We start from the raw sequence: 19,263 nt of genomic DNA, 5'->3' as shown, positions 1-19,263 counted from the left end.
CACGCGGCGATCCGCCACCCGGAGGACGGCCGCGCCGTGCCCCGGCTGGGACGGCCTTCCGCTCCGGCCCGCGGCCGGGCTCCGCAGGAGGATTTCGACGAGGTCTTCGAGGACGAGACACCCCGCCAGCGGGCCAGCGCGCGCGATTACCAGGCGGCCTACCGCGACGGCGAGGACGGCTTCGGAGACGAGCCCAGCCGCTCGAGCGGGCCATGGCTGCTGCTGCTCGCTCTGCTGGCAGCAGCGCTCGTGACCGGTGGCGTGGTGTGGTACTACAACACGCAGATGAACGGCAATGTCGCGGGCACAGGTCAGCCCTCGGGCTCGGTGCCCGTGGTTTCGGCTCCCGAGGAGCCGGCCAAGGTGGCGCCGGAAACCCCTGCGGAGGGGACGGGGGGAGAGGCACCTGCGGCGGCCAAGAAGCAGATCTACGACCGTATCGTCGGAGAGCAGGAAGTGATGGGCGGCGAGATGCAGCCCACGGAAGAAATTCCGGTGCAGCCGGCGGAGGCACAACCCGCAGACCAGGTGCCCGCCATTGAACCCGCCGGCGCCAACCAAATTCCCGCCCCTGACGCCCCGGAGCAGGGCGCCGCCGGAGGATTGCCCGCGGTGGACGAACCTCCGCCGCTGCCGCTGCCGCCGCCGGGCGAAGACCAGCAGGGCAGCCTCGAGCAGCAAGGGCTCGAACGCATCGCCGCAGCGGCGGCAAAACCCGAGCAGGGGTCAACCGCCCCTCCCGCGCCAGCTGCCGCGCAGCCGCAAGCCACGTCGAGTGCCGCCCTTCCCCTGCCGCCCCCGGAAAAAGCCACCGACGGGGCGGCACTTGTTTCCGGAGGCAGCTCGCAGCCAGCGAACGCAGCTTCGGATGAGCCGGTCGCGGATGCGGAAGTGGCCGCGACGGTAGCGGAAGAGCCCGCGCCGCCGCCTCCGCCCAAGAAGAAACAGGCAGAAACCAAGAAGAAGCCCGCAGCCGAGGAGCCGCTCGACAACCTCGGCGCAGCACCGGTCGTTCTTGTGCCCCCGGCGGAAATCGCCCCTCCGCCCGAGCTTCCCGAAAGCCAGCTGGCCACAACGCCCCCTTCTCAGGCCAGCGAGGCAGCGCCCGCCGTCAAGAAGAAGCGCACCATCATGGATCTGTTCCGGCGTGGGGATGAGGGAGAAGCCACGGTGGCAGAGGGAACGCAGGTCGCCGCAGCGCCCCAGCAGACGACGGCGGCCAATCCGCCGGCCGAGACCGCAACCCAGCAGGCCTCGACCGGTGGCGGTTATCTGATTCAGCTCTCGTCCTTCCGCAGCGAGGCCGAGGCACGGCGGGAATACAGCAGGCTGAGCCAGTCCTATCCGGACGTGATCGGCGGCTTGCCCGAGCGCATCAACCAGACAAGCGTGGGCGGCAGCACCCGCTACCAGCTCGGCCTCGGACCGCTCGCATCGCGCAGCGATGCCAGCCGGGTGTGCAGTGCCCTGTTCTCGGCAGGCGAGAGCGACTGCATCGTGAGAGGTCCCTGAGGTTTCCTGGGCTTTCGGGGCATTCCATGACATCCATCGGCGCCTTCATCGCGGGCTGTCTCGGCGCGTCGCTGAGCAGTGAGGAAACGTCCTTCTTCTCCCGGGCAAATCCCTTCGGGCTCATTCTCTTCAAACGCAATTGCGAGTCACCGGCACAGCTTCGAAGCCTCACGGCGGCCTTTCGGGCAGCGGTCGGTCGCAGAAATGCACCTGTCTTCGTCGACCAGGAGGGGGGTCGCGTCCAGCGCCTGGGACCTCCTTGCCCCGAGTGGCGAGCCTATCCGCCGGCGCGGGCTTACGGCGAACTCTATGCGCGTCAGCCGCTCGCGGGTTTGCGGACCGCCCGCAACATCGGCCGTCTGATGGCGGAAGACCTCATCGCCTGTGGAATCACTGCGAACTGCGTGCCGGTCCTCGACGTGCCTCAGCCCGGTGCGCACGAGATCATCGGCAGCAGGGCCTATGCCGGCCGGATCGAAGCCATCATGGCGCTCGCCCGGGCCCATTCGTCCGGCTTCGTTGAGGGCGGCGTGTTGCCCGTGATCAAGCACATCCCCGGCCACGGCAGGGCTCAGGCGGACAGCCACCTGGAACTTCCCGTCGTCGAGGCGAGCAGGGCCGAACTCGAAGCCGTCGATTTTCCGCCCTTCGCCGCAATGGCGGATGCGCCGATGGGCATGACGGCGCATGTCGTCTACACGGCGCTCGACGCAAAGTCGCCCGCCACGCAATCGAAGAAGGTGATCTCGCAGGTCATCCGGCGGCAAATCGGCTTCGGCGGCCTCCTGATGACGGACGATCTCTCGATGAAGGCGCTTTCCGGCAGCTTTGCCGAGAAGACACGCCGGGCACTGGAGGCCGGATGCGACCTGGTGCTGCACTGCAATGGCGAGATGGCCGAAATGGAGGAGGTGGCCGCTGCCGCAGGCCATCTCCGGGGCAGGGCGCTGGCCCGGGCAAGGGCTGCGCTGAAGTGTGCGCGCCGGCCGCAAGTGTTTGACCGGAAACAGGCTCTCAAGGATCTCGAGGCCCTGCTTTCTCCGTGAAACTGGGGATAAGTTGTGGCATGAGGACGAATCACCCCCCATCCCTTGGTATCAAGGGATGGCATGAAAGAGGATCATCCGCTCGTGAGCGGCCCACAGGATCAGACCCAGGCTCCCGCACTTCCGGCTGAAAGCTGGCCGGATGGAGATGCGGCGTTGCGTGTGCCCGTCGCGGAAGCGGTGCCGGATGAGGGCGCCCTGATCGTCGATGTGGGCGGTTTCGAAGGGCCACTGGATCTGCTCCTCGAACTGGCACGCCACCACAAGGTGGACCTCAAGCAGATCTCGATCCTGAAGCTCGCCGAACAGTATCTGAGCTTCATCGAGAACGCGCGCCGACTGCAGCTCGAGATCGCCGCCGATTACCTGGTCATGGCAGCCTGGCTCGCCTACCTCAAGTCGCGCCTGCTCATTCCCACGCCACCGGGGGCGGAGGAAACCGAACCCGCAGATCTCGCGGCGCGGCTCGCCTTCCGCCTGCAGCGTCTGCAGGCCATGCGCACGGCCTCCGAAAACCTCATGAAGCGCAGCGTGCTCGGGCGTGACGTCTTCGCGAGAGGCGCTCCCGAGCCGCTGGTGATCGACACCCGGCGGGAATTTGGCGACAACCTCATCGATCTCCTCAAGGCCTATGCCGAACGCCGCAAGAAGAAGCTGGCTCACCAGATCTACGTGCCCAAGCGCCACCCGACCTGGTCCATCAAGGAGGCGCGCAATGCGCTTGAGCGTCTGGTTGGCGTGATGGACGATTGGAGCACGCTCGACGTCTGGCTGGCGCAATACCTGGCGGAGCCCGGCATGCGCCGCTCGGTCACCGCCTCGAGTTTCACGGCCACCCTGGAACTGGCGCGCGAAGGGCTGCTGGAGCTGAGGCAGGAGGGTCCGTTCCGGCCGATCTATCTCAAGCGGCGGGCGGCCAATGCGGCGTGAGCCGCAGAACGTAACGGAGTGAAGGAGATGACCATGCAGACGCAGATCGCTGCGGCCGAAACCGCAATCGAGACGGAAGAGGCGATCGCGCATGAAACTCCCGTTGCCGCGGCAGGCGCGGAAGAAGAGGGCGGCGAGCGTGCCGACGCCGTCGAGGCCGTCGGAGCCTCCATCACCCGTCATCCCCGTGCCGACCGGAACCAGCACCTGCGCATCGTGGAGGCCGTTCTCTTTGCGACGGCGGAACCCGTCGACGCCGCGCATGTGGCGAGCTTCCTCCCGGAGGGCGCCGACGTGGCCGGCCTTCTTGCCGATCTCCAGGCGAATTACGCCAATCGCGGCGTGAACCTCGTGGAAGTGGCGGGCAAGTGGCTGTTCCGCACGGCGGATGATCTCGGCTACATCCTGCGGCGCGAAACCGTGGAGCAGCGCAAGCTCTCCAAGGCAGCGATGGAGACGCTGGCCATCATCGCCTATCACCAGCCGGTGACGCGCGCCGAGATCGAGGACATTCGCGGGGTGGCGATATCGAAGGGCACGCTCGACATGCTTCTGGAAATCGGCTGGGTGCGCATGCGCGGGCGCCGCAAGACGCCGGGCCGGCCCGTCACCTACGGTACGACCGACGCCTTCCTCAGCCATTTTGGCCTCAACGAGGTGAGCGATCTTCCCGGCCTGCAGGAACTGAAGGGAGCCGGCCTTCTCGATGCCAACCTGCCGCCCGGCTTTGACGTGCCGATGCCGAGGAGCGGCGAAGAACTCGCTCCTGACGAGGAGCCTCTGGACGGTACAGAATTCGATCAGCCGCCGCTCGAGATGCACTTGCCAGAGGATAACGGCTCACCGGAAGGCGAGTCCAAATAAGTGCTGTTTTGGCGGCTTTACCTTAATTATTGACTCTCGTTTCAATCGGCACGGCGTTCACCATGCGCGGCGCTGGCCTTGGGCCTTCATTTTCCTTAAATTCCCAGACCGAGGGCTAGCCCAGCGCTTCAGGTTCTGCCGCACCTCCTGAGGCGACGGGCTCGCCGGTCCGGGCCCGGATTGCTGGGAGGCCTCCCCATGATCCACTTGCCCGGGCCGGCACCTTTTCCAAGCGGAACCGGTGGGTAGCTGGCGCGTTCCCGCCCGCATGACCAGCGATGTATCTCCGGCCTCCCGCCGCCCGACAACAACTCTCTCGTCCCTGATCTATGCAGCTTTGCTGGGAATGGCGGCGAACGTCATCCACGGCGCACTGGATCGCGTCCCGACGAGGGGCAGTGATATATCCCGAGGGACGCCAGACACTGCCAAACCTGCCGCTGAAGCGGGAAGGACCGGCGGCACGGCGGGCACGGGCGCGGACTCCCCCACCGACATCCCAGCGCGCGGCTGGTGGTCGATCCTGAAGCGCACCGTTTCACAGGTGAGCGCTGACCGGGTGCTGGCGGTTGCGGGCGGCGTCACCTTCTACGGACTTCTCTCGCTGTTTCCCGCCATCACGGTGCTGGTATCGCTTTATGGCCTCATCGCCGAGCCTGAGAGCATCGCGCGGCACCTCGACATGCTGAAGGGACTGCTTCCGGAAGGCGCGATGTCCATCATAAGCGAACAGGCGATGCGCATTGCCGAGGGCGACCAGAGCAAACTCAGCCTGGCGGCAGGCGTCGGCATCGTCATCGCCCTGTGGAGCGCCAATGCGGCCATGAAAGCCATGATGGATGCCCTCAACATCGCCTACAGCGTCGAAGAGAAGCGCGGCTTCATCAAGCTCAACCTTATCTCGCTGCTGTTCACGCTCTCCTCGATCATCGGCATCATCGTGCTGATCGCCGTCGTGGCGGCGGTTCCCGTCATCCTGGAGCTGTTCTGGATGGGACCGATCGTGGATTTCCTGATCTGGGCGGGCCGCTGGCCGCTGATCTTCGGGCTGGGCATCGCCGCCCTGGCGGTGCTCTATCGCTATGGCCCCAGCCGGGAGCCGGACGTGCCATGGCGCTGGATAACGCCCGGAAGCCTGCTGGCGGCCGTTGGCCTGTTGATCTTCTCCATGCTGTTCTCGTGGTATGCGGCGAACTTCGCCAACTACAACGAGACCTATGGTTCGCTCGGTGCCGTCATCGGCTTTCTCACCTGGATGTGGCTCTCCGCCATCATCGTGCTGGTGGGTGCAGAACTGAACGCAGAAATCGAGAACCAGGCTCAGGGTGAGCGCAAGCCGACGCGCAAGAAGTGACGGAGCACCACTTAACATAGAAAAACACGAATATCTAAAATGATGAGCGTTGCGCTCATCGCCCATTAAATCGCTTGGCGAAAGAGTGGCGGCGAACCTGAAACGGAGCGCCCACTCATGAAACTCACTCTTCCTGCCGCCCTGCTTGCGGCGACCATGCTGACCCTCAGCCCCATCCTCGATGTCTTCTCGCCGTTCTCCGCCGGCTCCGACGGAGCGGCTTTCGCTGCTGGCAAGGGCGGTGGCAACGGCGGCGGCAATGGCGGCGGCAACGGCGGCGGCAATGGTGGCGGCAAGTCCGGCGGCAACACTGGCGCCCAATCGAGCGCATCCACGAAGTCGGGATCGAAGAGCAAGGCCGGCGCGACGTCCAAAACGACGAAGTCGGCGAAGTCAACAAAGTCCACCAAGGCCACCAAGGCCACCAAGGCGCAGACCGCTTCCGTGAGCAAGAAGGAGGCGAAGGGCGCCAAGAAGGCCGGGGTGGCGGAAACCAAGGCCAAGAACCTCCACGCGCAGCTCAAGGGCCTCAATTCCCTGAAGCGGAACGTGAACGGAATCATGAACAGCGCCGATCCGCGCATGGCGCCAATCCGCGAATATATCGGAAGCGTCGTGGCTGCACAGCAGGCGCAGGCGGATGTCGCCGCCGCGCAACAGGCGCTGGCCGCTGCGGAGCAGGCACTTCTGGATGCACAGGCGGCACTGCCGGGGCTGCAGACTGCATTGACGGACGCCGAGACCGCGTACAACGCACTTCCCGCGGAAGTGCTGGGAGTGGACCCGCAAACGACGATGGGCAATCTCAACACCGCCCTCGGAGAGGTCAACACGGCCCTACAGGGGCTCACTGACGCGGATCCAACCTATCAGGGACTCATGGACCAGAAGGCGGCGCTTGAGGGCCAGATCACTACCGTCCAGTCCTACATGGATGCCCAGGCCGCGCTGACTGGGGCGGAGACGGCGGTGACTGAGGCCGGGGCTGCCGTGACCGAAGCCCAGACCGCGCTGACGGAAGCAGAGACCGCTGCTCAAGAGGCAGAAGCCGCGGCGAGCGACGACGCGCTGAAGCAGGCCCTCACCGAAGCTGCGAGCCCCAACACCGTGGTGACGGACGAGATGGTGGATTGGGCGAAGGACACGCTGGCAGGCGCCATCGAGGAGGTCGCCGCGCAGGCTGCGGCCGAAGAGCCGGCGGCAGAGGAGCCGACCACCGAGGAGCCGGCGACAGAAGAGCCGGCCACCGAGGAAACGACCTCGGAGGAAACGACTACCGAGGAATCGACCACCGGTGAGTCGACCGGCGACCAGGCGACGGCAGAGCAACTGCCGCAGCTCTGACGGCAGTCAAGACGAAGCGAACGGCCGGGCCAGCGCCCGGCCGTTTCGTTTCGAGGCCAGCCTAAAGCTGGATGAAGGTGTTCTTCACCTGACAGTACTTGTCCATGGCGTGGAGCGACTTGTCTCTCCCGATGCCGGACTGCTTGTAGCCGCCGAAGGGGTTGGTGATGTCCGAACCCCACACATTGTTGACGACGACGGTGCCCGCCTTGAGGCGGCGGGCCAGCCGGTGGGCGCGGCTCACGTCGCGCGTCCACAAATTGGCCTGGAGGCCATAGATCGAGTCGTTGGCGATCGCCACGGCTTCCGCCTCGTCGCGGAAGCTCACGGCGACGACCACGGGGCCGAAAATCTCTTCTTGCGCGATCTTCATGGAGTTCTTCACACCCGTGAAGACGGTGGGCTCGATGTAGCTTCCGCCGGTTTCCTCGCGGGCGCGCCTGCCGCCGAAGGCGATACTGGCACCTTCCCGGCGGCCTTCCTCGATATAGCCGAGCACCCGGTTCATCTGGTCGGCATCGACGACCGCGCCCATCGAGGTGGCAGGATCGAGAGGATCTGCAGGAGTCCACGGTTTGGCGTGTCTTGCGACGAGGGCGACGAATTCGTCCCTGACCTTCTCCTCCACGAGAATGCGGGTTGGCGCGTTGCAGCTCTGCCCGGCGTTGAAGAACACACCGTCCGCGGAGACTTTGGCGATGTGATCGAGATCGCCGGCATCGGCGAACACGATGTTCGGCGACTTGCCGCCGGTCTCGAGCGAAACATGCTTCATGTTACTCTCGCCGGAATAGCGCAGGAAATATTTCCCCACGGCGGTCGATCCGGTGAAGGCCACCATGTCGACGTCCATGTGGCGGCCCAGTGCCTGGCCGGCCGTTTCGCCGAAGCCGGGCAGCACCTGCAGGACGCCGTCCGGAATTCCGGCCTCTGCCGCGAGTTCCGCGATGCGAAGCGCCGTCAGCGGTGATTGCTCTGCGGGCTTGAGGATCACGGAGTTGCCGGTGGCAAGTGCCGGCCCCAGCTTCCACGATGCCATCAGGAGGGGGTAGTTCCATGGCACGACGGCCGCGACGACGCCGATCGGCTCGCGGGTAATGAGGGAAACGGAATCCGGCCGGTAGGGGGCGACCTCGTCATAGACCTTGTCGGCGGCCTCTGCATACCACTGCAACGCCTGTATCGCGCCGGGGATGTCGCCACCCGCCGAGACCGAGATGGGCTTTCCCATGTCGAGCGTCTCGATCAGCGCCAACTCGTCCTTGTGCTTCTGCATCAGATCGGCAAGCTTGAGCATGATCTTCTTGCGCTTGCCGGGATGGCAGGTGGACCACGAGCCTTTCTCGAAGACGGCGCGTGCCCCGGCAACCGCGCGGTTAACATCCTCCGCGTCGCATGCGGCAACACGGGTCAGCACCCGGCCGTCGATGGGCGACACGCAGTCGAAGGTCTTGCCCGAGGCGGAGGGGACGTACTTGCCGCCGATGAAGGCCTGGTTGCGGAATGAGAGGTTGGGGATCATGGCGCGGTAATCGGTCGGCATCGTCATCTCCGTGGGTAGGGGAAATTCATCAGGGGCCAGTGCCAGAAACGCGAAAGGCACCGCCCGCGGCGATGCCTTTTCGTATTGGCGACGGGATGAAGCCCAGGATTACTTGATCTTGGTTTCCTTGAATTCCACGTGCTTGCGCGCGACCGGATCGTACTTCTTGAAGGAAAGCTTGTCGGTCTTGGTGCGCGAGTTCTTCTTGGTCACGTAGAAATAGCCGGTGTCGGCAGTCGACGCCAGTTTGATCTTGATAACATTGCCTTTGGCCATGACGGTCTCCAAAACGGGATTTGGCGCCGATAGACCCGAATTGAGGGGGAAAGTCAAGGCGCGGGGCGTCAGAGCGAGATCGTGTCCTCGATCCAGTTCCTGCCGCGGTAATACTGGAACGAGGCCGGGCAGTCATGGGCCGGAAGCTGGCCCTGGTCCAGAAAGGGCTTGAGCCGCTGCAGGGCATCGACCGTGATCAGGGGCAGGTCGAGCGAGGCGATCTCGTCCAGGGTCAGCCAGGAAAGGGTAAGGAGCTCACCCCCGCCGTCATGGTGCGGGTCGTCGATATTGGCGAGATACTCGGCATCGGCCACGAAGAATCGGGAATCATAGCGCCTGGTGCGGCCCGGCGGCGTTATCGCCCGCATGAAAAGGGTGAGGCCCGACAGGTCAGGGGCCTGTTCGACCTTCGGCCGGCCGAAGAGCAGGCCCGCTTCCTCCCAGGTTTCGCGGACGGCGGCATGGGCGAGGCCGCGGGCGCGGGTCTCGGTGGGCCTGCCCCGCATCCGCGCCATCAGCTTGGCCATGGTGGCGGGATGAAGGTCCCGCGCCGGCTTCACCCGGCAATCGGCCGAGTCGAGCCTGCCGCCGGGAAAGACGTACTTGTTCGGCATGAAGGCATGCCCGCCCGCCCGCTGGCCCATGAGGATGCGCGGTGATCCACGGTCGCGCCGCACCAGGATCAGCGTCGCGGAGTCCTTCGGCCGCAAAACCTTGGCGTGTATCTTCGACCCGGCGAATTCCGGATGGTCGTAGCTCATTCCCCCTCGCGGCCATGCTCGGCCTGCGCGGCATAGTCGAAGCCGTGCATGCGGAGCGCCCATTGCAGGCCGACGATGGCACCCTTGACAGCAGGCATCAAGGCGAAGGTCAGGGCCAGCGTCACCGCCGTCCAGAGCACGAAATGCACCGGAAGGGCGGGAGCCCAGAGCTTTTCAACGACCAGTACCAGCGGGATCACGATGTGGCCCACGATGAACATGGTGAAATAGGGCGGCGCATCGTCGGCCCGGTGGTGGTGCAACTCCTCGCCGCAGACAGTGCAGCTGTCCGCCACCTTGAGGTATCTGGAGAACATGCGCCCCTTGCCGCAGCTTGGGCAGGAACAGGTGAAGCCCCGCAGGAGAGCCTGTTGCCAGGAGCGCTTCTCGGGTGTGCTGAGGCTGGAGGAATCGATGGTCAGTGTCATGGCGGCGGAAGATGATGGCCGAGCGTGACAAATTGAAGATTGCGCGCCGCCGCGCGACCCTCTGCCGCAAGCCTCGGAACCTCGGGGCGGATCCCTAGCGCTTGCGGCCCTTGGCCCTCGTCGGCCGGCCGGTGGACCTCACGGCCCGGCGGGAGGCGGGCTTTCCCTCCTTCGCATCGGAAACAACCTCGAAGCGCATGCCGCCGGAAACGGGAGTCGCCTCCACCAGCTTCACTTCCAGACGGTCGCCCAGCTGATAGGTGTCGCCGGAACGCTCTCCGATCAGTGCGTGCCGGGTCTTGTCGAAAACGAAGTACTCCCGCCCCAGCGAGGTGACGGGCACGAACCCGTCTGCACCGGACTCGTCCAGCTTGACGAAAAGTCCCGCGCTCACCACGCCGGCGATGCGGCCACGGAACAGTGCGCCGGTCTGCTTCGAGAGATGGGCGGCGACCAGCCGGTCGATCGTCTCGCGTTCGGCCGCCATGGCGCGGCGCTCGGCGTCGGAGATCATGTCGGCCGTATCGGGGAGCTTCGCGATGTCGTCAGGGCTCAGGCCATCCTCTCCGAAACCAAGGGCGGAGACCAGGGCACGGTGCACGATCAGATCGGCATAGCGGCGGATCGGCGAGGTGAAATGGGCGTAACGTCTGAGCGAAAGGCCGAAATGACCCTTGTTCACGGGGCTGTATACGGCCTGTGCCTGTGTCCGCAGCACCACCTCGTTCACCACGTGCTGGTAATCCTTGCCCTCAACATCCTTCAGCAACTTGTTGAAATGCTTAGGCCTCATGACCTGTCCCAAGGCGAGGCTCAGGCCCACCGTACGGAGGAACTCGGCGAGGGCGCGGACCTTTTCCTCCGCCGGCTGCTCATGGATGCGGTAGAGCAGGGGCGTCTTGCGGTTCTCGAGTTCCTCTGCCGCGGCGACGTTGGCCTGGATCATGAACTCCTCGATCAGCTTGTGGGCGTCGAGGCGCTCCGGCGTCACCACCCGCTCGATCAGGCCATGGGCGTCGAGGATCAGTTTCCTTTCAGGGAGATCGAGTTCCAGGGGCTCGCGGGCATTGCGCCCCTTCAGCAGGATGTCATAGGCCTTCCACAGCGGCTTCAGAACGCCCTGCAGGAGCAGTGCCGTCTTGTCGTTGAGCTTGCCGTCGATGGCGGCCTGGGCCTCCTCATAGGCGAGCTTGGCAGCCGAGCGCATGACGACGCGCTCGAAGCGATGCCTGGTCTTGCGTCCCGAGCGGTCAAAGGTCATGAAGCAGGCCAGCGCCGGCCGCTCCTCCTTCTCCCGGAGGGAACAGAGGTCGTTCGAGATGCGCTCGGGCAGCATGGGGACGACGCGGTCGGGGAAATAGACCGAATTGCCCCTGATCCGCGCCTCGCGGTCCAGCGCAGTTCCCGCCCGGACATAGGCCGCGACGTCGGCGATGGCGACGATCACGTTGGCGCCGCCCGTTTCCTCGTCGATCTCGGCCCACACGGCATCGTCATGGTCGCGCGCGTCTCGCGGATCGATGGTGACGAGGGGCACGTGGCGGAGGTCGGTGCGGCCCTCGCGCGAGAAATGCTTCAGGTTCTCCGCCTCCCGCGTCACCCGCTCGGGAAACTCATTGGGAATGCCGTGGTGATGGATGGCGATGAGGGAAATGTTGCGCTGGTCGTTCAGGTCTCCCAGGCGATCGCGCACGCGGGCCATGGGCAGGCCGCGGCCGCGGTCCCTCGCAATCTCGGCTTCGACGAGTTCGCCGTCGATCGCGCCGCTCTCCTCGCCCTTCAACACCTGCAACTCGTGCCGTGCCTTCTTGTCCACCGGCACGATGCGGGGGCCGAGCCCCGGCAGCACGCGGTAGACGCCGAGGACCTTGTTCGAGCGGTCGGACAGCGTCTTGATGACCCGGGCGCGAAACTTGTAGCGGCCGTCGCGCGAGGACTGGATCTTGGCAAGCACCCTGTCGCCTTTGCGCGGGGCCTGTTCCACCCCTTCAATCACCACGCGGGGTGGCTTTCCGGCCTGGCGTTCGTCCCATTCGACCGGTTCGGCATAGGGCTCGCCATCCTTGTCGGTGCCGATGATTTCCAGCACGGTGACGGGCGGCAGGGAGGAACGATCGAGCAGCTTTCTCTGCCGCTTCGCAAGGAGCCCATCCTCCTCCATTCGCTTCAGCAACGCCTTCAGCCCCACCTTGTCGCCGCCCTTCACGCCGAAATGCCGTGAGATCTCGCGCTTTCCGACGATGTTGGGCGAGGATTGGATGAATTCCAGAACTTCCGCTTCGGTCGGGAGTTGGAGCTTCTGCTGAGGCCGTTTTGCCATGGATCAAGGAATACCCGGAATTTATGCAGGAAATCCAGCAGATTGCCGCGGGGTTCCCATTTACAGGTCCGGTCCCAGGAGCTAACCCCGCGGCGGGGAGATATGGGGATTGCCATGCTCGACTGGTTCAAGAAGCTGATGCCGCGCGAAGAGAAGTTCTTCGATCTCTTCGAGGCGCACGCACTGAAGGCACAGGAGGCCTCGCGCTCGCTGCGTGCCATCGTCGAAGGCGGGCCCGACATGGCCGAACACTGCCGGACCCTGTCGCGCCAGGAGGAAGAGGCGGACGAGATCTCATATGAAGTGATGCAGGCGATCCGCCGCAGCTTCATCACACCCTTCGACCGTTCCGACATCAAGGCGCTTTCGGCCGCGCTCGACGACGCCATCGACCAGATGAACAAGACGGCCAAGACGGTGATGCTCTATGACGTCACCAGCTTCGAGCCGAACATGAAGGCCATGGCGGACAAGGTTATCGCCATGGCGGACCTGATCACCGAGGGCCTGCCGCTGATGCGGAATGTGGGCCAGCATTCGGCCAAGCTCCATGCGCTCACTGGCCAGCTGACGACGCTGGAAGGCGAAGCGGACGAGTTGAACGACAGGGGGCTTCGCGACCTCTTCAAGGGGGCGGCACAGCGCGACGGGCTCGCCTTCGTGATCGGCTCCGAGATCTACGATCATCTCGAGAAGGTCTGCGACCGCTTCGAGGATGTGGCTCACGTGATGAGCGACATCGTCATCGAACACGTCTGAGCGGGCACCGCCATGGACATGGGCGTTTCCATCTCGCTGGTGCTGCTGATCCTCGTGGCGCTGGCCTTCGACTTCATGAACGGGCTGCACGATGCGGCGAACTCGATTGCGACCATCGTCTCCACACGCGTACTCAAGCCGCAATATGCGGTGGTCTGGGCGGCCTTCTTCAATTTCGCGGCGTTTTTCGTCTTCGGAGTCCACGTTGCGAACACGGTGGGCAAGGGCATCGTCGACCCCGGGCTCGTCGATGATCCGCTGATTTTCGGCGCGCTGATGGGAGCGATCAGCTGGAACGCCATCACCTGGTGGGGCGGCATCCCGTCGTCGAGCTCGCATGCGCTGATCGGTGGCATCGTGGGTGCCGGTGTCGCGAAGGCGGGTTTTTCCGCAGTCATCTGGTCAGGCCTCAGCAAGACGGTATCGGCCATCGTGATTTCCCCCTTCACGGGGTTCGTGCTGGCACTTCTGCTCATCCTGCTGGTGAGCTGGGCCTTCGTGCGGGCGAACCCCGCCTTCGCCGACGGGTTCTTTCGAAAGTCGCAGCTCGTTTCCGCCGCTCTTTATTCGCTGGGCCATGGCAGCAACGACGCCCAGAAGACGGCGGGCATCATCGCGGTGCTGCTCTATTCGCATGGGGTATATTCCGAATTCACCGTTCCGGGCTGGGTGATCCTGTCCTGCTACACGGTGATGGGGCTCGGAACCCTCATGGGAGGCTGGCGGATCGTGCATACGATGGGCTCCAAGATCACCAGGCTCACCCCCATGCAGGGGTCCTGCGCGGAAACGGCAGGGGCGATCACGTTGTTCGGGGCCACCTACCTCGGCATACCCGTCTCGACGACCCACACGATCACCGCCTCGATCGTGGGGGTGGGGGCAGCCCGGCGGGTCTCCGCGGTGCGCTGGAACGTGGCCACGGGGATCGTTTATGCCTGGGTCATTACCATGCCGGCGGCAGCTCTCCTCGCGGCCGTGTTCTACTGGCTGGCGGCGCTCTTCGCCGGCTGAGGAACCACTTGTTTACCATCGTATTGTCAAATTGGCGCTTTCACCGTGAACTTTGATGCGGAGCGCCAAACGCATGCTCTGGACAGGTGCCGTGAAGAAACCGTTGAAAAAGAAGCAATATGCCGCTCTGCCGTGGCGCCACAGCGGCGCGGGCAGGGAGGTATTGCTGATCTCCTCGCGCGATACGGGGCGCTGGGTGATTCCGAAGGGTTGGCCCATCAAGGGGCTTTCGCCCGCCCAGACGGCAGCGCGCGAAGCCTACGAGGAGGCCGGACTCGGCGGCCAGGTGAGCAAGAAACCCATCGGCGCCTTCGAGTATGGCAAGCGCTTCGCCAATGGCAGGGTCGAGCCCTGCAAGGTCGAGGTCTTCGCCTTCGAGCAGATGGTGCAGCATCCAAGCTGGCCCGAGCAGGGGCAGAGGAGGCTTCAGTGGTTTTCCGTTCCGGAAGCGGCGGAGGCCGTGCAGGAGCCGGAATTGAAGGACATCATCCGCAAGCTGGAATAGGCGGCTTCACGCAGCCTTTGGCTTCTTCGCCTTGACGGGCTTCTTGGCCGGTTTCTTCGCTGCGGGCTTCTTGGCCGGAACCTTCTTGGCGGCGGCAGTTTCGGCTGCGGGCTTCTTCGCCGCAGCCTTGCGGGCCGGCGCCTTCTTCTTCGAGGGGCCCTTCGCCTCCCGCTCCTGGATCAGCGCAACCGCCTCCTCGACAGTCAGCGCCTGAGGATCCTTGTCGCGCGGCAGCGTTGCGTTGACCTTGCCGAACTTCACATAAGGCCCATAGCGGCCACTCATCACCTGGATGTTGCCCCCTCCGGCGGGGTGTGGCCCCAGGTCCCTCAGCGCGCCGGCCTTCGGGCGCTGAAACCCGCGCGCCTTCTTCTCCGCCAGGATGTCGACGGCTCGGTTGATGCCGACGGTGAAGACGTCTTCCGGCGAGTCCAGATTGGCATAGGTTCCGTCATGGAGGATGAACGGCCCGAAACGGCCGAAATTGGCGACGATAGGCTTGCCCGTTTCCGGGTGGACGCCAACCTCGCGAGGGAGCGAGAGCAGCTTCAGTGCCTCCTCGAGGGTGATGTCCTCCGGCTTGCGGCCCTTTGGGATCGAGGCGCGCTGCGGCTTCTCGCCTTCCACCGCCTCGCCGAGCTGCAAGTAGGGGCCGAACCGGCCCAGGCGACGCGTCACCTTCTCTCCCGTCTCGGGGTCGACGCCGAGCAGCACGCCTTCGGCCGGAACTGCCTCCGGCCCCTCCGCCGAGGCCGTCATGGGACGGGTGTACTTGCACTCGGGATAGTTCGAGCAGCCGATGAAGGAACCGAACTTGCCGAGCTTCAGCGAGAGCTGTCCGGTTCCGCAGGAGGGGCAGGCGCGGGCGTCGCCGCCATCCTCGCGCGGCGGGAAGATGTGGGGCGCCAGGATATCGTTCAGCGCGTCGAGGACGTTGGAAACACGCAGTTCCTTGACGTCCTCCAGTGCCGCCGTGAAATCGCGCCAGAAGTCGCGCAGAACCTGCTTCCAGTCGATCTCGCCGGCCGAGACCTTGTCGAGCTGCTCCTCGAGGTCGGCGGTGAAGTCATACTCCACGTAGCGGCGGAAGAAGCTCTCGAGGAAGGCGGTGACGACGCGGCCCTTGTCCTCGGGGATGAGGCGCTTCTTGTCGAGCTTCACGTAGCCGCGCAGACGCAGCGTCTCGAGAATCGAGACATAGGTGGAGGGCCGGCCGATACCGAGCTCTTCCAGCTTCTTGATCAGCGAGGCCTCGGAATAGCGCGGCGGCGGTTCGGTGAAGTGCTGCACGCCTTCGATCTTCTTCACACCGACCGAGTCGCCCCGGGACATGGGCGGCAGCCGCCGCGAATCCTCGTCTTCCCCGTCATCGAGGCTCTCGGAATACACCTTGAGGAAGCCGTCGAACTTGACGACCGAGCCGGTGGCCCGGAAGGAATAATGCTTGCCATCACGGCCGTCCGCCCCGATGTCGGCAGTGGTGCGCTCGAGTTCGGCGCTCTCCATCTGACTGGCGATGGTGCGCTTCCAGACGAGTTCGTAGAGGGCGAACTGGTCCTGGTCGAGGGCGCGGCGCACGGTGTTCGGATGGCGCGACATGTCGGTGGGGCGGATCGCCTCGTGCGCCTCCTGGGCGTTCTTGGCCTTGGTGGTGTAGTGGCGCGGAACCGAGGGCAGGTAGGGCTCACCGAAATTCTTCAGGATGGCGTTGCGGGTGGAGGCGATCGCCTCCGGGGCCATGTCCACGCCGTCGGTTCGCATGTAGGTGATGAGGCCCACCGTCTCGCCGCCGATGTCCACGCCCTCGTAGAGGCGCTGGGCGATCTGCATGGTGCGGGAGGAGGAGAAGCCCAGCTTGCGGGAGGCCTCCTGCTGCAGCGTGGAGGTGCGGAAGGGCGGGTAGGGGTGCCGGCGGGCCGGCTTCGATTCGATCGAATCGACCTTGAAGGGCTGTCCCTTCACCGCTTGCTCGATGGCCCGGGCGGAAGCTTCGTCTGCGATATCGAGCTTTCCCAGCCTCTTTCCGCCGATGGCGTTCAGTGACGCCTGGAACTCCTGGCCGCCGGGGGTCAGGAAGGTGCCGTCGATGGTCCAGAATTCCTGGGCGCGGAAGGCCTCGATCTCGAGTTCCCGGTCGCAGATGAGGCGGAGCGCCACGGATTGCACGCGCCCCGCGGAGCGCGAGCCCGGCAGCTTCCGCCAGAGGACGGGGGAGAGCGAGAAACCCACAAGGTAATCGAGAGCACGGCGCGCGAGGTAGGCATCGACAAGCGCGCTGTCCACGTCACGCGGATGCTGCATGGCTTCCAGGACGGCATTCCGGGTGATGGCGTTGAACACCACGCGCTGCACCGACTTGCCCTTCAGGGCGCCCTTGCGCCGCAACACCTCGAGCACGTGCCAGGAGATGGCTTCGCCCTCGCGGTCGGGGTCGGTCGCCAGAATCAGGCGGTCGTCGGACTTCAGGGCGGCTGCGATGTCCGAAAGGCGCTTGGCGGACTTGCCGTCCACTTCCCAGTCCATCTCGAAATCCGCGTCGGGACGGACCGAGCCGTCCTTGGCAGGCAGGTCGCGCACGTGGCCATAGGACGCCAGGACCGTGAAGTCCTTTCCGAGATACTTGTTAATTGTCTTGGCCTTAGCCGGTGATTCAACGACGACGACGGTCATTCAAGGTCCTGACAAGTTTCGAGGCGTCATATAGGCATCGGTTCCAGGGTGCAAGGCAGGGCGATTTTCCTCATCCCCGCAACCAAGATTCAATCTTAGGGCGCTTTAAAAGGAAAAAAGCACGCTTAAGATGAGATTCCTGACAGAAAAGGTTTGGAGGATAGAATGGAGATGCGGCGCGCCAAGGCAGCCCCGGCTCAAATCCCCGGCAATACGGCCCTAGGTACCGTAGGGTCAACCGAGGTTCCGCGCAAGCGGGAGACCGCCGAGTATCTGGCCGACATGATCCTCGAACTGAGGAATCTCGCCCGGTCGAACCAGCTGTTCACGGTGATGGTCCCGCTGGAATACGCCTATTACGAGGCGTTCGGCGTCGCCAACAGGGTGGAGGTTCCTCAAAGCGAGATCGACCGCATCCGCACCTTGTCGAAGGCAAGCGAGGAATTCGAGCCCGTTCCGCCCACTTCGGCCTGAGCTGATCACTTCACAGCGGGTGGCGTTTGGCGCCGATCGGCTCAGCGTGGGCAATGACGCGTCGGATGTCGGCGAAGCGCTCCTTGAGCCCCGCTTCCACCCGGTCGATGTCGTCGTGGATGTTCTCGACCGTGTCGGCGGGTGAGCAGCGGCAGTGATAGTGCAGGAACAGCCCCTCGTCGTTCCGTCGCAACCTGACGCTGTGAATATCGGTCAGCCGGGGATGAGCGGCCGCCAGAGCGGCAAGGGCGGCGGAAACCTCGGCGGCCAGGCCCGAGGGAGCATCCTGGCCCCGCAGCATGCGGTCAGGCTGAGGCTCGATATGGCTCTCGACCTCAACATCGCTCCCGAGTTCCGTCCGGATCGCCTCCTCCAGCGCCGTTGCCGTGTCATGCGCCTCGCCGAGCGACATCGAGCCATCCACCTCGAGATCGAAGCTGATCGCCAGGCGGCCGCCGATCTCCTGCGCGTTCAGGTGGTGGATTGCAAGATTGCGCCGGGAGGCAATGAGCATCACCTTCTGGAAGATCGTCTCGTTGTCGAGCGCCACCGGATTGGCGGTGACGGTGATGTCGGCGTTCGGAAAGCGCTCCTGCACCGCCCGGTGGATCGCGTCCTTGGTCTTCACGATGTCGTCGATCGGCATGGTGCGCGCAACCTCCACCACGATCGAGGTGAACATGGTGGCCCCCGCCGGACGAAGGCGGATCGATCCGATGGCCAGAACACCGTGAATGTCGTTCACCAGTCCGCGCACCACCTCGGTGGCACCCGCGGGTGCGGTATCGAGAAGGGTGCCGAGGGTCCGCGTGCCGAGCTGCCAGCCGGCATGGGCGATGAAGACGGACACCACGAGCGCTGCGACCGAGTCGGCGGCCGGAATCCCCACCCACACGGCGGCCAGGCCGCCCAGCACCACGATCGAGCTCCACATGTCCGCTGAAAAGTGCAGGGCATCGGCCTCGAGTGCCTCGCTCGATGTCTTTTCCGCCACCCTCTTCAGCGCCCGGGCGCGGTTGAAATCGATCAAGATCGAGCCGGCGATGATGGCAACCGCCCACCAGGTGACCTCCACCGCGTGCTGCTCGCCGAAGAACAGCCGGCGGATGGCCTCCCAGCTGATCCACGCGGTCGTGAGGAAGAGCAGGGCAGTCTCGACGAGCGCCGCAATGCTCTCGATCTTGGCGTGGCCGTAGTGGTGTTCCTCGTCGGCCGGCTGGTCTCCCCAGCGGATGGCGAGCAGCGTGACGATGGTCGCTCCGAAGTCGATCAGGCTGTGGATCGCCTCGGACAATATGCCGAGCGACCCGGTGAACAGCGCCGCAATGAATTTCGATGCCGCCAGCAAGGCGCTGGCCAGCATGGATACAAATGCAACTTCCTGCTTCTCGGAACGGGGCATGGAACCGTCTCTAGTCCCACCGCGTGCGGGGCTCAAGCCATACGTGGCGAGCATGCGGGCC

Annotated in this window: 17 protein-coding genes; 10 read left to right on the top strand and 7 right to left on the bottom strand. The window is 64.8% G+C overall.

What is annotated here, in order from left to right; all coding sequences use genetic code 11:
* The 6 genes from ACK4HL_RS15270 to ACK4HL_RS15245 all read left to right on the top strand — a co-directional run.
* On the top strand, positions 1 to 1,512 hold a 1,512-nt coding region (locus ACK4HL_RS15270), incomplete at its 5' end, for an SPOR domain-containing protein (RefSeq protein ID WP_409761851.1).
* Between the two features lie 26 nt (positions 1,513 to 1,538).
* Positions 1,539 to 2,558 carry a beta-N-acetylhexosaminidase gene (gene nagZ / locus ACK4HL_RS15265; RefSeq protein WP_409761849.1) on the top strand — a complete coding sequence of 340 codons (1,020 nt, stop codon included), beginning with the start codon at positions 1,539 to 1,541 and terminating at the stop codon, positions 2,556 to 2,558.
* Between the two features lie 63 nt (positions 2,559 to 2,621).
* Positions 2,622 to 3,488, top strand: a complete 867-nt coding sequence (locus tag ACK4HL_RS15260; protein WP_409761848.1) for a segregation and condensation protein A — start codon at positions 2,622 to 2,624, stop codon at positions 3,486 to 3,488.
* Between the two features lie 33 nt (positions 3,489 to 3,521).
* Entirely contained in the window at positions 3,522 to 4,352 is an 831-nt protein-coding gene (gene scpB, locus ACK4HL_RS15255; RefSeq protein WP_409761846.1) for an SMC-Scp complex subunit ScpB, read from the top strand.
* Between the two features lie 268 nt (positions 4,353 to 4,620).
* On the top strand, positions 4,621 to 5,706 hold the full coding sequence (locus tag ACK4HL_RS15250) for a YihY/virulence factor BrkB family protein (RefSeq protein WP_409761844.1): 1,086 nt from the start codon (positions 4,621 to 4,623) through the stop codon (positions 5,704 to 5,706).
* Between the two features lie 117 nt (positions 5,707 to 5,823).
* A complete protein-coding gene (locus tag ACK4HL_RS15245; protein ID WP_409761842.1) occupies positions 5,824 to 7,050 on the top strand; it encodes a hypothetical protein in 1,227 nt (408 codons plus the stop codon).
* 61 nt (positions 7,051 to 7,111) lie between these two features.
* Here the strand turns inward: ACK4HL_RS15245 and ACK4HL_RS15240 are convergent, their stop codons facing one another.
* The 5 genes from ACK4HL_RS15240 to rnr all read right to left on the bottom strand — a co-directional run bounded on the left by ACK4HL_RS15240 (position 7,112) and on the right by rnr (position 12,378).
* Positions 7,112 to 8,593 (bottom strand): aldehyde dehydrogenase, encoded by a 1,482-nt coding sequence (locus ACK4HL_RS15240; protein WP_409761840.1) that lies wholly within the window; start codon positions 8,591 to 8,593, stop codon positions 7,112 to 7,114.
* A gap of 108 nt (positions 8,594 to 8,701) precedes the next feature.
* Positions 8,702 to 8,869: a 50S ribosomal protein L33 gene (gene rpmG / locus ACK4HL_RS15235; protein WP_373504503.1), complete on the bottom strand. Its 168-nt coding sequence runs from the start codon at positions 8,867 to 8,869 to the stop codon at positions 8,702 to 8,704.
* Positions 8,870 to 8,937: 68 nt separating this feature from the next.
* Positions 8,938 to 9,630, bottom strand: a complete 693-nt coding sequence (locus ACK4HL_RS15230; RefSeq protein ID WP_409761838.1) for an NUDIX hydrolase — start codon at positions 9,628 to 9,630, stop codon at positions 8,938 to 8,940.
* A complete protein-coding gene (locus tag ACK4HL_RS15225; protein WP_409761836.1) occupies positions 9,627 to 10,058 on the bottom strand; it encodes a DUF983 domain-containing protein in 432 nt (143 codons plus the stop codon). Before ACK4HL_RS15225 ends, ACK4HL_RS15230 begins: the two co-directional genes overlap by 4 nt.
* Positions 10,059 to 10,152: 94 nt before the next feature.
* Positions 10,153 to 12,378, bottom strand: coding sequence for a ribonuclease R (rnr, locus tag ACK4HL_RS15220; RefSeq protein ID WP_409761834.1), 2,226 nt, complete (start codon positions 12,376 to 12,378; stop codon positions 10,153 to 10,155).
* 114 nt (positions 12,379 to 12,492) lie between these two features.
* Between rnr and ACK4HL_RS15215 the strand changes: the two genes are divergently transcribed.
* From ACK4HL_RS15215 to ACK4HL_RS15205, 3 genes are all read left to right on the top strand, one after another.
* Entirely contained in the window at positions 12,493 to 13,137 is a 645-nt protein-coding gene (locus tag ACK4HL_RS15215) for a DUF47 domain-containing protein (protein ID WP_409761832.1), read from the top strand.
* A 12-nt stretch (positions 13,138 to 13,149) separates the two neighbouring features.
* The gene (locus ACK4HL_RS15210) at positions 13,150 to 14,151 is read left to right on the top strand and encodes an inorganic phosphate transporter (protein WP_409761831.1); all 1,002 of its coding nucleotides are present in this window, start codon (positions 13,150 to 13,152) and stop codon (positions 14,149 to 14,151) included.
* Positions 14,152 to 14,242: 91 nt separating this feature from the next.
* On the top strand, positions 14,243 to 14,656 hold the full coding sequence (locus ACK4HL_RS15205; protein ID WP_409761829.1) for an NUDIX hydrolase: 414 nt from the start codon (positions 14,243 to 14,245) through the stop codon (positions 14,654 to 14,656).
* Between the two features lie 6 nt (positions 14,657 to 14,662).
* Here the strand turns inward: ACK4HL_RS15205 and topA are convergent, their stop codons facing one another.
* Positions 14,663 to 17,326: a type I DNA topoisomerase gene (gene topA / locus ACK4HL_RS15200; protein ID WP_409761827.1), complete on the bottom strand. Its 2,664-nt coding sequence runs from the start codon at positions 17,324 to 17,326 to the stop codon at positions 14,663 to 14,665.
* A 165-nt stretch (positions 17,327 to 17,491) separates the two neighbouring features.
* On the opposite strand from topA, the gene ACK4HL_RS15195 reads away from it, so the two are divergent.
* Positions 17,492 to 17,800, top strand: a complete 309-nt coding sequence (locus ACK4HL_RS15195) for a hypothetical protein (protein ID WP_409761825.1) — start codon at positions 17,492 to 17,494, stop codon at positions 17,798 to 17,800.
* Between the two features lie 10 nt (positions 17,801 to 17,810).
* Here the strand turns inward: ACK4HL_RS15195 and ACK4HL_RS15190 are convergent, their stop codons facing one another.
* Positions 17,811 to 19,202, bottom strand: a complete 1,392-nt coding sequence (locus tag ACK4HL_RS15190) for a cation diffusion facilitator family transporter (RefSeq protein WP_409761823.1) — start codon at positions 19,200 to 19,202, stop codon at positions 17,811 to 17,813.
* Positions 19,203 to 19,263 lie beyond the last annotated feature (61 nt).

Source organism: Aestuariivirga sp. (assembly GCF_046294715.1).
Classification (GTDB): Bacteria; Pseudomonadota; Alphaproteobacteria; order Rhizobiales; family Aestuariivirgaceae; genus Aestuariivirga.
This window is presented reverse-complemented; position numbering and strand designations above follow the sequence as displayed.